This window comes from Cupriavidus sp. MPR-AND1C (assembly GCF_058809705.1).
Genome location: NZ_JBXASU010000134.1, coordinates 1 through 14,941, shown reverse-complemented (window position 1 = coordinate 14,941; position 14,941 = coordinate 1). Strand labels below are relative to the sequence as shown.

Annotated in this window: 9 protein-coding genes; 6 read left to right on the top strand and 3 right to left on the bottom strand. The window is 68.3% G+C overall.

Translation table 11 applies throughout. The features are described 5' to 3' along the window. The coding region (locus AC1RWI_RS35735) for a metallophosphoesterase family protein (protein ID WP_492870682.1) at window positions 1-825 on the bottom strand (825 nt) is incomplete at its 3' end. Between the two features lie 239 nt (window positions 826-1,064). Between AC1RWI_RS35735 and AC1RWI_RS35730 the strand changes: the two genes are divergently transcribed. Together AC1RWI_RS35730 and AC1RWI_RS35725 are read left to right on the top strand one after the other, a co-directional pair. Next, complete coding sequence (locus AC1RWI_RS35730) at window positions 1,065-1,763, top strand: RNA polymerase sigma factor (RefSeq protein ID WP_492870681.1); 699 nt, start codon at window positions 1,065-1,067, stop codon at window positions 1,761-1,763. Next, window positions 1,750-2,631: an anti-sigma factor family protein gene (locus tag AC1RWI_RS35725; RefSeq protein WP_492870680.1), complete on the top strand. Its 882-nt coding sequence runs from the start codon at window positions 1,750-1,752 to the stop codon at window positions 2,629-2,631. The genes AC1RWI_RS35730 and AC1RWI_RS35725 overlap by 14 nt, the downstream gene beginning before the upstream one ends. A gap of 29 nt (window positions 2,632-2,660) precedes the next feature. Here AC1RWI_RS35725 and AC1RWI_RS35720 read toward each other — a convergent pair whose 3' ends face one another. Next, window positions 2,661-4,904 (bottom strand): xanthine dehydrogenase family protein molybdopterin-binding subunit, encoded by a 2,244-nt coding sequence (locus AC1RWI_RS35720; protein WP_492870679.1) that lies wholly within the window; start codon window positions 4,902-4,904, stop codon window positions 2,661-2,663. A gap of 12 nt (window positions 4,905-4,916) precedes the next feature. Further along, window positions 4,917-5,375: a (2Fe-2S)-binding protein gene (locus tag AC1RWI_RS35715; RefSeq protein ID WP_043344308.1), complete on the bottom strand. Its 459-nt coding sequence runs from the start codon at window positions 5,373-5,375 to the stop codon at window positions 4,917-4,919. Window positions 5,376-6,006: 631 nt separating this feature from the next. On the opposite strand from AC1RWI_RS35715, the gene AC1RWI_RS35710 reads away from it, so the two are divergent. The 4 genes from AC1RWI_RS35710 to AC1RWI_RS35695 all read left to right on the top strand — a co-directional run bounded on the left by AC1RWI_RS35710 (window position 6,007) and on the right by AC1RWI_RS35695 (window position 14,798). After that, on the top strand, window positions 6,007-9,369 hold the full coding sequence (locus AC1RWI_RS35710) for a diguanylate cyclase (protein ID WP_492870678.1): 3,363 nt from the start codon (window positions 6,007-6,009) through the stop codon (window positions 9,367-9,369). Window positions 9,370-9,945: 576 nt separating this feature from the next. Beyond that, window positions 9,946-11,256 carry a dicarboxylate/amino acid:cation symporter gene (locus tag AC1RWI_RS35705; protein ID WP_043344302.1) on the top strand — a complete coding sequence of 437 codons (1,311 nt, stop codon included), beginning with the start codon at window positions 9,946-9,948 and terminating at the stop codon, window positions 11,254-11,256. A gap of 274 nt (window positions 11,257-11,530) precedes the next feature. After that, window positions 11,531-13,447: a sensor histidine kinase gene (locus tag AC1RWI_RS35700; RefSeq protein WP_492870677.1), complete on the top strand. Its 1,917-nt coding sequence runs from the start codon at window positions 11,531-11,533 to the stop codon at window positions 13,445-13,447. Next, on the top strand, window positions 13,437-14,798 hold the full coding sequence (locus AC1RWI_RS35695) for a sigma-54-dependent transcriptional regulator (RefSeq protein ID WP_492870676.1): 1,362 nt from the start codon (window positions 13,437-13,439) through the stop codon (window positions 14,796-14,798). The genes AC1RWI_RS35700 and AC1RWI_RS35695 overlap by 11 nt, the downstream gene beginning before the upstream one ends. Window positions 14,799-14,941 lie beyond the last annotated feature (143 nt).

The following is a 14,941-nucleotide window of genomic DNA, read 5'->3' as shown; positions in this document are numbered from 1 at the left end:
CACTTCCCGCCAGCCCAACCCCCGATAGGGCTGCGCCGGATCCCACGGCACCGGCAAGCGCTGCGGCTGCGACCCTGCCGCCGGCAACGGGTATATCAGCGAGCGCGCCGCATGGTGCGCGATATGCCCGGTCATGTGGTGATGCTCCTGGTGGATATGCCCGTAGAACACTGTCACATTGGGATGCGGCATCAGCCGCTCGATGACCTGCGCACCGTCCCGGGTGGCCCAGTCCCACTGCGGATACAGATCGAACAGCGGACGGTGCGTGAACACCACGATGCGCGCCGACTGCGGCTGCTGCGCAAGATCCGCGGCGAGCCAGTCGAGCTGCGCAGCGCCCACCCGCCCGGCAGGATCGGACACGTTGTCCAGCACGATGAAGTGCACGCCCTTGTGGTCGAACACATAGTGCGTGGGCCCGAACAGTTCGCGGTAGGCCGCGCCCTGGTCCAGGCCGGCGTCGTGCTCGCCCGGCATCAGGTGCACGACCGGCACCTTGAGCGCGGCAATGATCGACTGGAACTCGCGCATGCGCCTGCGGCGCTCGGCGGGGTCATCGGTGGTGTGGGTAAGGTCGCCGGTGAACATCAGGAAATCCGGCGGCTCGGCCAGTGCGTTGACCGCTGCCACCGCCTTGGGCAAGGTCCCGCGCGCGTCGGGATTGGGCGGGCCCTGGAACCCCCAGTGCGCGTCCGAGAGCTGCACAAAGTAGAACGCTTCGTCGCGTCCGGCGGCCCATCCGGGCAATGCCGACACAAACACCGCGCCGCCGGCACACGCGGCAAGCCCGAGAAAATCGCGCCGCTTCCATGCTCGCTGCATGTTGAGCTCCATCTGTTGATCGGATCGATCGCATCGATCGGATTGATCAGGTTGCTGGGGACCTGCCTGTCATACCGGCGCGCAGGCGTGTTTATTCCCGTTGCCGGCGAATTTTTTTTACGCGGTGGCGGTGAGATTCGGGAATAAACTCAATGCATTCCCGGTATACGCGGCACAGACGGAATGAACGGGGATGGCGCGCGATGCGTCCAACCCGGGCACCGAGCCAAAGGAGTGACGTGAACGCTGCCGACCAGCGCCGCCGTTTCGACGATCTGGTACTTCCGCACCTCGACGCCGCCTACAACCTGGCCCGCTGGCTGTCGGGCAGCCCCGCGGAGGCGGATGACGTGGTGCAGGAAGCCTGCCTGCGGGCTTTCTGTTTTTTTGACAGTTTCCGGGGCGACCAGCCACGCGCGTGGCTGCTGGCGATCGTGCGCAACACGTGGTTCACCACCTGGCGCAAGCGGCATCAGCCGGGCCAGGCCGAGAGCGCGGGCTACGACGACGCGCATTTCGATGGCGAGCCGCTGCCCGGCTGGCAGGATGGCCACGGCGATAGCCCTGAGCAATGGCTGTTGCGCGCCGAGGATGTCCGGCTGCTGCATCTGGCGCTGGAGCGGCTGCCGCTGGCCTTTCGGGAAGTACTGGTGCTGCGTGAGCTGGAGGATCTGCCCTATCGCGATATCGCGGTCATCGCGCAAATCCCGCTGGGTACCGTGATGTCGCGGCTGGCACGCGCGCGCAGGCTGCTGGCGGCGGCGGTGCTGGCCTTGCGCGCGGAGGGCACGCGCGGCCTTGGCACCCGGGGCGGCGCCGACCTTGGCGCGGCAGGCACCCTGTCCACCGCACCGGTAACGGACAGGGCCGCCGCGGCAACCGCCATCCACGCCACGCCGCCGCAACCTGCTGGGGAGACAGGCCATGAACTGCAATGACGCCCGCCTGCTGCTGCAGGCCAGTGCTGACGGTGAACTCGGCGCGGGCGATGCCTTGCGCCTTGAGCAGCACCTGGCGCAATGTACGGCCTGCACGGCGCAGCTCGCCCACCTGCGCGAACTGCGCACGGTATTGCGCGCGCATGCGCCCTACCACCGCGCAGGGCCGGCCCTGCGCGCGCGGCTGACCGCGGCACTGGACGCAGCCCAGGCCACGCCAGCGCCACAGGCGGCCGGCTCCGGCGCTGCGGCGGCGCCAGCCGGCAACGGTGGCGCATGGTGGCAACGGATGCGGCGCTATTTCGAGTGGGGTCCCGCCGCCAATGCCGCCATGGCCGCGCTGACGGTGGCGACGCTGGGCATCGGCATGGTCCAGTACGCGCTGAGCGATGGCTCAGGGCCGACGGTGGAAGGCGAGATGGTGAGCAGCCATGTGCGCGCGCTGATCTCGGGGCACACGATCGATGTCGCCTCGTCGGACCGCCACACCGTCAAACCCTGGTTCAATGGCCGGATCGACTACGCGCCGTCGGTACGGGAACTCGCGCCGCAAGGGTTCCCGCTGGTCGGGGGGCGGCTCGATTACGTGCATGGGCGGACAGTGGCGGTGCTGGTCTACCGCCGCAACCAGCACCCCATCGATGTGTTCGTGCTGCCATCGCGCACGACGGACAAGCCGGACAGCAAGCCAGCCGCCAGCCCCGGCCGCAGCCAGGCGCCGCCGCAGATCGAGGCACGCCAAGGCTACGAGCTGGCAATCTGGGAATCGGACGGCATGCGCTACGCGGCCATCACCGATGCCTCGGCCGACGAGCTGCTGCGCTTCACGCAGGCCTGGCGCGCGGCCGGTGACAACCGCGCGCCCTGAGCGCTGAGTCCTGAGCCCGGTACCCGGGCTCAGGCGAGCACGAACGGCAACTGCCGCTGGCGCTTGCCGGTGAGCGTGAACAGCGCGTTGGCCACCGCTGGCGCGATGGCTGGCACGCCCGGCTCGCCCAGCCCGGTGGGCGGATCCTCGGAGGGCACGAAGAACACGTCCACCACCGGCGCATCGGTGATGCGCGGCGGCGGATAGTCGGGGAAGTTGCTGTTCTTCACCGCGCCATTTTCGATCTCGATGGCAAAGCCCGGCCGCGTCATCGCCAGCCCGAACACGCATGCGCCCTGCACCTGCGCCTCGGCCGACATGGGATTGACCACGCGGTTGGCATGCACCCCGGCCGTCACGCGATGCACATGTGGCTCGTTTTTCACCAGCGACACCTCCACCACATAGGCCACCACCGTGCCGAACGACTCGTGCACCGCCACGCCCCAGGCCTGCCCCTTGGGCAGCTTGCGCTTGCCGTAGCCGGACTTGTCCACCGCCAGCTGCAACGCCGCGCGATGGCGCGCGTGCTTGCCCGCGTCCAGACGCGCAAGGCGGTACGCCACCGGATCCTGCCTGGCATTGACGGCCACTTCGTCGACCAGCGTTTCCTTGACGAAGGCGGTGTGCGTGTTGCCAACCGAGCGCCACCACAGCACCGGCACCGCCACCTGCGGGTGATGCACCGATAGTTGCAGCGGGAAGCCATAGTCGTTCTCAACCAGGCCTTCGACCATGGTCGAGTCCACGCCGCCCTTGACCATGAATGCCTCGAACGGCGTGCCGGAGAGGATGGACTGCCCGACCACGGTATGCTGCCAGCCGAGCACCTGCCCCTTCGCATCGGTGCCGATGCGCGCGCGGTGCACATGCAGCGGCCGGTAGTAGCCGCCGCGAATATCGTCCTCGCGGCTCCACATCACCTTGAGCGGTTCGTCATGCCCGTTCTTGACCCAGGCCAGCAGCACGTTGGCCGCTTCGACCAGGTAGTCGGAGGTGGGCACGGCACGCCGGCCGAAGCCGCCGCCCGCCATCATGGTGTTGAGCGTGACCTTGGCCGGCGCCAGCCCGAGCACGCGCCCGATGGCGGCCTGGTCCACGGTCTGGAACTGCGAGCCCACCCATACCTTCACGCTCTGCACCGCCTTGCCCGACACCTCGGCCTGCAAGGTGCAGTTCAGCGGCTCCATCGGCGCATGCGCAAGATAGGGAAACTCGTAGTCCGCCGAGATGGTGCGCGCAGCGCCGGACATGGCGCCCATGTCAGCCTGCAGCGCCACCGTGCCGGGTTGCGCGGCCAGCGTCCTGTATTGCGCGAACAAGTCCTTGGTGGCGACGCTGGAGCCACTGTCTTCCCACACGATCTCCAGCGCGTCGCGCGCCTGCTTGGCCGGCCAGTAGCCATTGGCCACCACCGCCACGCCGGTGCCGCCGCGATCCACCGGCACCAGCATCACGTCGGCCACGCCCTTGATCGCGCGCGCCTTGTCGGCGTTGAAGGATTTCACCTTGCCGCCAAAGCGCGGCGGGCGTGCCACCACGGCCACCACCATGTTCTTGAGGTGCACGTCGATACCGAAGGCGGTAGTGGCCTCCAGCTTGCCGCGCGCGTCCAGCCGGCGCGTGGGCTTGCCGATGAGCTTGAACTGCGCCGGGTTCTTGAGCGTTACCTGCTGCGGCACCGGCAGCGCCATGGCGGCCTGCGCCAGCTCGCCAAAGGTGGCGCGATGGCTGCCGGCGGTGACCACGCCCAGCGCCACCTGGCAGCTCGACGGATCGACCTGCCACTGCGTGGCCGCGGCGGCAACCAGCATGGCGCGGGCGCGCGCGCCCAGCTCGCGGTACTGCTGGAAGGAGTGGTTGAGCGCGGTGGAGCCACCGGTCATCTGCATGCCGAAGGCGGGATCCTTGTACGCATCGCCGGCGGGCGCCAGCGTGGCGCGCACGTTGCGCCAGTCCACGTCGAGCTCTTCGGCCAGCGCCATGGGCAGCGCCGTATGCACGCCCTGGCCGAATTCGAGCCGGTTGACCGCCACCGTGACGGTGTTGTCCGGCGCGATCAGCAGGAACGCCTGCGGCGGTGAAGGCGGGGCCTTGGGCGCCGCGCCCTCCTGCGCCAGCGCGGCCTGGGCTGGCAGGATGCCGAGCGCCAGGCCGCCACCGGCAAAGCCGGTCAGCTTGAGAAAACTGCGGCGGTCCAGCGCGGCGGCGCCGCCGGCGTGCGCGTGCCCGCGGTTGCCGCCGGCCAGTGCTTCGAGGTATCTGATTCGCATGGTGTCGTCCCCTTAAGCCAGCGCGCGCGCCGCGTCCTTGATGGCCGCGCGGATGCGCTGGTAGGTGCCGCAGCGGCACAGGTTGCCGGCCATGGCCTGGTCGATGTCGGCATCGCTCGGGTGCTTCTTGCTGCGCAAGAGCCCGACGGCGCTCATCACCTGGCCGTTCTGGCAATAGCCGCACTGCGCCACGTCGTGCTTGATCCAGGCGTCGAGCACAGCACGGCCAACCTTGTCGCCGGTGACGCCTTCGATGGTGGTGATGCGCGCGCCTTGCGCCGCCGAAATCGGCATCACGCAACTGCGCGTGGCCTGGCCGTTCACATGCACGGTGCACGCACCGCATGCGGCCATGCCGCAGCCGAACTTGGTGCCGGTCATGCCAAGGCTGTCGCGTAACGCCCACAGCAGGGGCGTGGAAGGATCAACGTCTACCTGCAACGGCTTGCCGTTGATATCTAGCGTGGTCATGGGGGGGAGCTCCTTGGGTCTGTGTGCCCTGGTCCGCCCCGGCATGGTGCAGCGGTTCGATCCGCCGCGCCGCGCCGCCGGCGGCCAGTCAGCAGCGTGCGCCCCAGCCGCGTTGCGCACGCCGTACAACCTTCAGAGCATAGTGCAAAAAGGGCCATCGCGTGCGGTACCGAGCACCGCGCCCGGGCGGCCTCAGGCCATGCCTTCCGGCGCGCATGAGCGGGCCTGCGCAGCTGGCAGACTCGGCCCAGGTGCCGGCAATCACCGCGCGCCCAAGGCGCCCCTATCGCGGATGATGCCGACGCGCTTCGCGCTGGTCCGATAGCCTCGCCAATACCCCTCCTCGGCGGGGATATGCCTGAAACGCCTGTATGCCTGGAACGGCAGCGCGCCTGTCCGCCCTGGCGGCAGAGTGGCCGCCAGGGCCAGTTCCGGCTTGCCGCCGGCCGCTCGCCTACCCCAAAACGGCGTCCGGCGCTAGTCCGAATAGCGGGAACACACCGGGGCTTATCGCCTCGTCCTTGCGGCGCATCGCCGCTATATTGATCCATTAAGCTGGGCCGTGCGTGCAACCTGCCCGACGCCCGCCCATCGCCTCATTTTCGAGAACGCAGCTTCAGGCTGACGCCACATGACGCCAGATTTGGATGTCCGCCCCTTGCCCATCACCTACCCGCGCTGGCAGCGCGTGTCGCTATGCGCCATCGCCTTCTTCCTGCTAGCCCTGGCCGGGCTGGCCGTGTCGCGCTACCCGGGAAACGTGGCCATGCTCTGGCTGGCCAATGCTTTTGGCCTCGGCATCTTGCTGCACCAGCGCAGCGGCGATGCGCTCTGGCAGTTGGCGGGGATGCTGGCGGCAGGCTTGGCGGCCAACGCGGCCATCGGCGATAGCCCCGGCATTGCGCTGGCGCTGGCGCTGGGCAACGTCGTCGAGATTGCCTTCTCGGCATGGCTGGTGCGCGCCATGACCGGCGGCGCCACGCTAGCCCGCCCGGGACCGCTGGCGCGCTTCGCGCTGACGCTGAGCGCGGCCGGCACGCTGGGACCAGCGGTGGGCGCCACCATCGGCGCCGCCACCATCAGCACCGCCTACCACAGCAGCTTTGGCGCGGTCTGGTGGACCTGGTGGACGGCGGACTCGATGGGCATCGTCATGTTGCTGCCGCTGATGGTATCGATCACCCGCGAGCGTTTCGCGGACACCTTCCGCCGCGCGCAACTGCCCCGTGTTGCCGGCCTGCTCCTGCTGAGCCTGGCGGTGGGCGGCGTGGCGCTATACAAGAGCAACGAGCCGTTCGTGGTCATGGCGCTGCCGCTGGTGCTGGCGGCGCTGCTGACCAATCCCTTTGCCACTGCCCTGCTGACGCTACTGGCCATCTGCGGCACGGTGGCGCTGGGGCTGGGCGCGAACGAGCCGTTCCTGCTGCAGTCGGTGCAGTTGTCGACCGCGCTGATCATGGTGTTCCCGACTTGCATCGCCTTCCTGCTGGAGCAGAACCGGCGCGATCGCAGCGAGTTGCGCGGCAGCGAGCGGCGCTTTCGCCAGGCGATGGAGCATTCGGCCATCGGCATGGCGCTGGTGGGACTGGACGGCCGCTGGCTGCAGGTCAACCACGCCATCTGCGACCTGTTCGGCTATGATGCCGCCGAGCTGGCGGAGCTGCCCTTCCCGGCCATCACCCACCCGGACGATCTCGCCCCCGACCTGCGCCAGGTCGAGCGCCTGCTGGCCGGCGAGATCGAGTCATACCGGATAGAAAAGCGCTTCCGCCACAAGGACGGCCACTATCGCTGGACCTTGCTGGCCGTCTCCCTGGTGCACGACGAGAACACGGGCAAGCCGCTGCATTTCATCTCGCAGGTAGAGGACATCGACGAGCGCAAGACCGCGCTGGAAAAGCTCGAGGCATTGTCGCGCCGGACCCAGCTGGCGGTGGAAGCCGGCGGCGTAGGCATCTGGGAATGGGACGTTGCCAGCGGCGCGATCGAGTGGGACGCGCGCATGCATGCGCTGCACGGCATCGATCCCGCCCTGGGCGCGCCGGACATCAAGCGCTGGACGGCCATGGTGCACCCCGAGGATGTCGAGCAGGCAAGCACCGAGATGCGCGAGGCGGTGCGCGGCACGCGCACCTTCGATACCGAATACCGCATCCAGCGCCCCGACGGCGCGGTGCGCCACATCCGGGCCATGGCAATGGTGCTGCGCCAGGACGATGGCACCGCGGTGTCCATGATCGGCACCAACTGGGACATCACCGAACAGCGCCGCCTCACCGAGGCGCTGTTCGAGGAGAAGGAACGCCTGCATATCACGCTGCGCTCCATCGGCGATGCGGTGATCTGCACCGACGCCAGCATGGGCGTCACCTTCATGAACCCGATCGCCGAGCAACTCACCGGCTGGACCATGCAGGCAGCTGCCGGCCAGCCGCTCGAATCCATCTTCCGCATCGTCGACGAGCATACCAACGCGCCGATCCCCAGCCCGGTGGAACAGTGCCTGCTGACCTTGCGCCCGGTCTACCTGCAGGACGGCGCGGTGCTGCAAAGCCTGACCGGCGACCGCCATGACGTGCAGGACTCCGCAGCCCCGGTGCGCACGGCTACCGGCGAGGTCATCGGCGCGGTGCTGGTGTTCCAGGACATCACCGGCGCCCGCGCGCTGCAGCGCGAGCTGGCCCATTCGGCCTCGCACGATGCGCTCACCGGCCTGCCCAACCGCATCTGGTTCGAGAAGCGGCTGCGCGAGGCCTGCGACGCTGCGCGCATGCAGCAACAGCATCACGCGCTGTGCTTCATCGACCTGGACCGCTTCAAGATCGTCAACGACACGGCCGGGCACGCCGCGGGCGACGTGCTGCTGCGCGAGCTCGGCCACGTGATCCGCTACCACGTGCGCCCGCACGACCTGCTCGCCCGCCTGGGCGGCGACGAGTTCGCGCTGCTGCTCATGGACTGCACGGTGGACCACGCCGAGCGCGTGTGCCAGAAGATCATCGATGCCATCCGCGGCCAGCGTTTCCCGTGGGAAGGGCGGGTCTACGATGTGGGCGCGAGCATCGGCATTACCGCCATCGACCACGAAACACCGCCGATGGGCGAGCTGATGAGCCGCGCCGACGTAGCCTGCTACGCCGCCAAGGCGGCCGGGCGCAGCCGCGTCTCGGTGTACCGGCGCGACGAAAGCGATGCGCAGCGCCACCACCAGGAGTTGCAGGTTGCCGCCGGCATCCACTCAGCGCTGGATGCTAACCGCTTCCGCCTGTTCGCCCAGGAGATCCACGCGCTGCAGAGACACAACCAGGCCGAGCGCCATATCGAGATCCTGGTGCGCATGGTCGACGAGCAAGGCAAGCTGGTGATGCCGGGCGCGTTCATCCCCGCCGCCGAGCGCTATGACCTGATGGGTCACGTGGACCGCTGGGTGATCCACCACGTGCTGCACGAATTCGGCGAGCGCCTGAGCGCGGTGCCCAGGCTCACGGTCGCCATCAACCTGTCGGCCAATTCGCTGGGTGAGCCGTTCCTGCTGCCGTTCCTGCACGCCGAGCTGCACGAGTCCGTGCTGCCCGCCAGCCGCATCCAGCTGGAGATCACCGAGACCGCGCTGATCAACAACATGGCGGCGGCCAATCGCCTGGTGACCGAAATGCGCAGCGCTGGCTGCACCGTGGCGCTGGACGATTTCGGGGCCGGCTTGTCGTCGTTCTCCTATCTCAAGCAGTTTCCGGTGGACTATCTCAAGATCGACGGGAGCTTTATCCGCCACCTGGCCGGAAACGCCGTGGACCGCGAGATCGTCAGCTCGATCAACGACATCGGCCATCGCCTGGGCATGCTGACCGTGGCCGAATCCGTGGAGGACGAGGAAACGCTGCAGGCCTTGCGCTCGCTCGGTGTGGACTATGCCCAGGGCTATGTGATCGGGCGGCCGATGCCGCTGGAACTGTTCCTGGAGAGTTGCCCGACCCAACCCGTGGACAACGCCTGAGTCATCTGGCGTGCGTGGCTGGCGGCGGCATGCGCCAGCCGCGCCATGCCCCTTGCATCACACGCTGGCGCCCGCACGGGCGCCAGTTCCGTTTTCAGCCCCGCCACCCGTTCGGAAAACCGAACGCCCTGTCGCGCTGCCCGCACGGAAATCCGAACCGTGCGCCGAGCGCACATTAATTTCCCCTTGTTTTTCAGCAGCTTAGGCGGCTTCGGCACGGCCTTTGGCCTGGCACGCCTCGTGCAATGTATGCGCCGGCCCCAAGCGGCCATACAGGTCGACGGTTGGCTCCCCCCGTGCCGGCCCGGACCCAAAACAATGGAGGAAACAATGATCGACCCCGCCTTGCCGAGCTTGCCCACCACACCGGTGGGCGCCGGGCACATGCTGCCCGTGCCCGTTCTGCACGGATCAACGCATGGATCCGGAATGATTCCGGATTGAACTGGCACTGATCTTCCCGGCTGAGGCCGCATGGCGCTGTCCCCACGACGGCAACGCCATGCCAGAAGGCTGCCAGCCCCCCCCGCAAAACAGCCGTCCGGCCATTGGCCGGGCGCATCGGCCCGACTTCTGATGAAACTGAACCGACTGCCCACCCTGATTTTCATTGCGATGCTGCTTGGCGTGCTGGCCGGCACGGCCGCCCACCACTATGCGCCGGACCCCGCCGCCGCCAAATCCATCGCCGACCACCTGTCCATCCTGACCGACGTGTTCCTGCGCATGATCAAGATGATCATCGGGCCGCTGGTGTTCGCCACCCTGGTTAGCGGCATCGCCAGCATGGGCGACGGCAAGGCCGTTGGCCGCATCGGCATGAAGGCGATGGCATGGTTCATCGCCGCGTCCATCACCTCGCTGCTGCTGGGCCTGCTGATGGCCAACCTGCTGCGCCCGGGCGACGGCATGAACCTGGCGCTGCCGGCGGCGGACGCGGCCTCCAACCTGAAGACCGGGGCGCTGAACCTGCGCGAATTCATCGCGCACATGTTCCCCAAGAGCTTCGTCGAAGCCATGGCCACCAATGAGATCCTGCAGATCGTGGTGTTCTCGCTGTTCTTCGGCTTTGCGCTGGGCACGCTCAAGGACGGCATTGGCAAACCCGTGCTGGCCGGCATCGAAGGCCTGTCGCACGTGATGCTCAAGATCACCAACTATGTGATGGCCTTCGCGCCGGTCGGCGTGTTCGGTGCGGTCGCCGCGGTGATCACCGCCGAAGGCCTGGGCGTGCTGGTCGTGTACGCCAAGCTGCTGGGCGCGGTCTACCTGTCGCTGGCGCTGCTGTGGGTGGCGCTGATCGCCGGCGGCTACTTCTTCCTCGGCCGGGATGTGTTCCGTCTGCTCAAGATGGTGCGCGCCCCGCTGATGATCGGCTTCGCCACCGCCAGCAGCGAATCGGCTTACCCCAAGGTGATCGAGCAGCTCGGCCGCTTTGGCGTCAAGGAGCGCATCACGGGCTTCGTGCTGCCGCTGGGCTACTCGTTCAACCTGGACGGCTCGATCATGTACACGTCCTTCGCCGCGCTGTTCGTGGCGCAGGTGTACGGCATCCACCTGTCGCTCTCGCAGCAGGTGACCATGCTGCTGGTGCTGCTGGTCACCAGCAAGGGCATTGCCGGTGTGCCGCGTGCCTCGCTGGTGGTGGTGGCCGCGGTGCTGCCGATGTTTGGCCTGCCCGAGGCCGGCATCCTGCTGGTGCTGGGCATCGACCACGTGCTGGACATGGGCCGTACCGTAACCAATGTGCTTGGCAACGCCATTGCCACAACCGTCGTCGCCAAAAGCGAAGGCGCCATCGGCGCGCCGGTGCCCGAAGAAGCGGATGACCCCGCTGCCGACGGCAACCGCGGCCTGACACCCGTTCAGGTCCTGGCCGGCAAGTAACACTGCCAGCGCGCCAAGGCCCGGCCACCGATCAGGTGGCCGGGCCTTTTTTGTTTCCGGGGGCCGGAAAGCCGTGATGTGGTAAAAGACGGGGTCGCCACGGGTGCCGCCATCGCGCAATGTGCGCATTGGCACGCTTGTCCCTACTCCTACCCCCTGCTCTTGCCCCTTTATACGATGCACTTTTGCTGGCGCCTGTAGTCTTAACCAGTCGGGCTCGCTGCCCGCGACCGAGTTCCTTCGCCTTCGCTTCCTGCGCATTCCGCCCGCTCCCATGACCGGCCCGCTTCCTTCACACGCTACCCCGCAAGGTGCCCCGCACGATACCTCCGTGCGTGCCGCACGCCTGCGCCCGTGGGTGCCCCTCATGGCCATGCTGGCACTGGCGATGATGATCGGGCTGGCTGGCGCCATGGGCTACCGGTACAGCTACGACAACGCCCTGGCGCGCCAGGGCGAGCGCGGCCAGGTGCAGTTGCGCCTGTACGGGCAGGCCCTGTCGAGCGAGCTGGCGCGCTATGACTACGTGCCCAGCCTGCTCTCGCTGGACGACAAGATCGCTACCCTGCTGGCGCATCCGAACGACCCGGCACGCGTCGAGGCCGCCAACCAGTACCTTGCCGCGGTCAATGCCCGCGCCGGCACCCGTGTGGTGTTCGTGCTCGATGCCCGCGGCCATGTGCTCGCCACCAGCAACTGGCAGCGCCCCGACAGCTACCTGGGCGAAGACCTGAGCTTTCGCCCCTACTTCAGTGACGCCGCGGACGGCCAGCTGGGCCGCTTCTATGGCGTGGGCACCACCCGCAGCGAGCCCGGCTACTACCTCTCGGCGCCGCTGGGCGATCGCCACAAGCCAAGTGGCGTAGCGGTCGTCAAGGTGGGGCTGGAACCCCTGGAAAACCGCTGGCAGGGCGCCGATACCCAGATGCTGCTGACGGACGAGAACGGCGTGGTGATCCTGGCCTCCGACCCGTCCCTGAAACTGGGCGCGCTCAAGCCGCTGCCCCCCGAGCTGCGCGAGCGGCTGCAACACAACCTGCAATACAACCGCGCCGCGCTCCCGCAGCTGGAACTCACGCCGGTGCGCAAGCTGTCCGACAGCGACGCCCTGGTCCGCCTGCGCAGCGGCCCGCCCATGCTGGCGCAGAACGCCGAACTGGTTGGCACCGACTGGCACCTGACGCTGCTCACCAATACCTCGCAGGCCCGCGTGGCCGCGCTCAGCACCGCCGCGCTTGCCGGCGTGCTCACCGCCTTCCTGTTGCTGCTGGCGGCGGCCTGGAACGTGCGCCGGCGCATCGCCAGCGAGCGCATGGCCGCGCGCGCCGCGCTGGAGGCAGCCAACGGCGAACTGGAGCGCAAGGTGGCGGAGCGCACCGCGGACCTGTCAGCCGCCAACCAGCATCTGCAGGCGGAAATCGCCGAACGCATCCGCGCCGAGGCAACCTTGCGCCAGGCCCAGGATGGCCTGCTGCAGGCCGGCAAGCTGGCCGCGGTAGGCCAGATGTCCACCGGCATCGCCCACGAGCTCAACCAGCCCCTTGCCGCCCTGCGCACGCTCTCGGGCAATACCCAGAAATTCCTCGAGCGCGGCGACAACGCCACCGCGCAGGCCAACCTCGGCACCATCATCGGCTTGGTGGAGCGCATGGGGCGCATCACCGGCGCGCTCAAGTCATTCGCGCGCAAGCCTGGCAATGGCGGCACCGCCGGGCACCTGGCGCCGCTGGACGATGCGGTGGACAACGCCCTGTTCCTGCTCGATACGCGCCTGCAGGCAGTACACCCGGCGCTGGTCCGGGAGATCGAGCCGGACCTGATGGTGGCGTGCGATCCCAACCGGCTGGAACAGGTGCTGGTCAACCTGATCGGCAACGCGCTCGACGCGCTGGCCGGCAACCCTGAGCCCCGGCTGGAGCTGCACACCCACCTGGCGGGTGGCAAGCTGCGCCTGACCATCCGCGACAACGGCCCCGGGCTGTCCGAGGAAGCCTTCGCGCGGCTGTTCGAGCCGTTCTTCACCACCAAGCCGGCAGGACAGGGACTGGGCCTGGGCCTGACGCTGTCGGCCGGCATCCTGGACGAGGTCGGCGGCAGCCTGGAGGCCAGCAATCACCCCGACGGCGGCGCGTGCTTCACGCTGGTGCTGCCGCCGGCCAGGCTTGACCCGGAGAGCCGCCATGGCAATTGACCCGAACCACGCCGATTCCCCCGACGCGATCGAACCCGCGCCGCTGACCGTGCTGATCGTCGAAGACGACCCCGACGTGCGCCTGGGTTGCGAGCAGGCACTGCGGCTCGAAGGCATCGCCACGCGTGCCGTGGCGAGCGCCGAAGCCGCCCTGCGCGAGGTCGGCAACCATTTTCCCGGCGTGGTGGTGAGCGACATCCGCCTGCCCGGCATAGACGGCATGGCGTTGCTGCATGAGCTGCGCTCGCGCGACGACGCGCTGCCGGTGGTGATGGTCACGGGCCACGGCGACGTCAGCCTGGCCGTGCAGGCCATGAAGGCCGGCGCCTACCACTTCCTGGAAAAACCATTCTCGCCCGAGCGTCTGGTCGAGGTCGCGCAGCGCGCGCTGGAAAAGCGCCGGCTGGTGCTGGAAGTGGCCGAGCTGCGCAGGAAGCTGGCCGGGCGCGACACCTTGCAGGCGCGCCTGATCGGCCATTCGCCATCCATTGAACGGCTGCGCAAGCTGATCGCCGACCTGGCCGACACCGCGGCCAACGTGCTCATCCACGGCGAGACCGGCACCGGCAAGGAACTGGTCGCCCGCTGCCTGCACGAAGCGAGCTCGCGCCGCGCGCGGCACTTCGTGCCGATCAATTGCGGCGGCCTGCCCGAGCAGCTGTTTGAAAGCGAGATCTTTGGCCACGAGGCCGGCTCGTTTACCGGCGCGGCGCGGCGGCGCATCGGCAAGATCGAGCACGCCGAGGGCGGCACGCTGTTCCTCGACGAGATCGAGAGCATGCCGATGCAGATGCAGATCAAGCTGCTGCGGGTGCTGCAGGAGCGCGTGGTGGAGCGGCTTGGCTCCAATACGCCGGTGCCGGTCAACACCCGCGTGGTCGCGGCCACCAAGGCAGACCTGAAGGCACTCTCAGCGGCCGGCCAGTTCCGCGCCGACCTCTACTACCGGCTCAACGTGGTGACGCTGGAGCTGCCGCCGCTGCGCGAGCGGCGCGAAGACGTGCCGCCGCTGTTCGAGCATTTTGTCGCGCAGGCGGCGCTGCGCTTCGAGCGCGAGGCGCAGCCGGCCACGCCGGCGGAGCTCGCTGCGCTGATGGCCTATCCGTGGCCGGGCAATGTGCGCGAGCTGCGCAACCTGGCCGAGCGCCATGTGCTGGGGCTGGGATGCAATCCCGGACAAGGCACCGCCGAGCCGGCAGCGCTGCCGCTGACGCAGGCCGTGGAGCAGTTCGAGCGGGCCATGATTGCCGACGCCATGCGCAGGCATGAGGGGAACCTCAGCCGCGCGAGCGAGGCGCTGGGGATTGCCAAAACGACCTTGTTCGACAAGGTCAGGAAATACCGGCTTTGAGATGACCGGCTTTGAGGTTTGCCGGGTGGCGGCGCTAGCTGCCACCGGCTGGACCGCAACGGCTTGAGCACAGCTTGCGTCGAGGCTTTCCTTGCAGCGTAGGCCTGTCGCGCCACCTCCCCGCCCTTCTCCCTTCCTTCCCT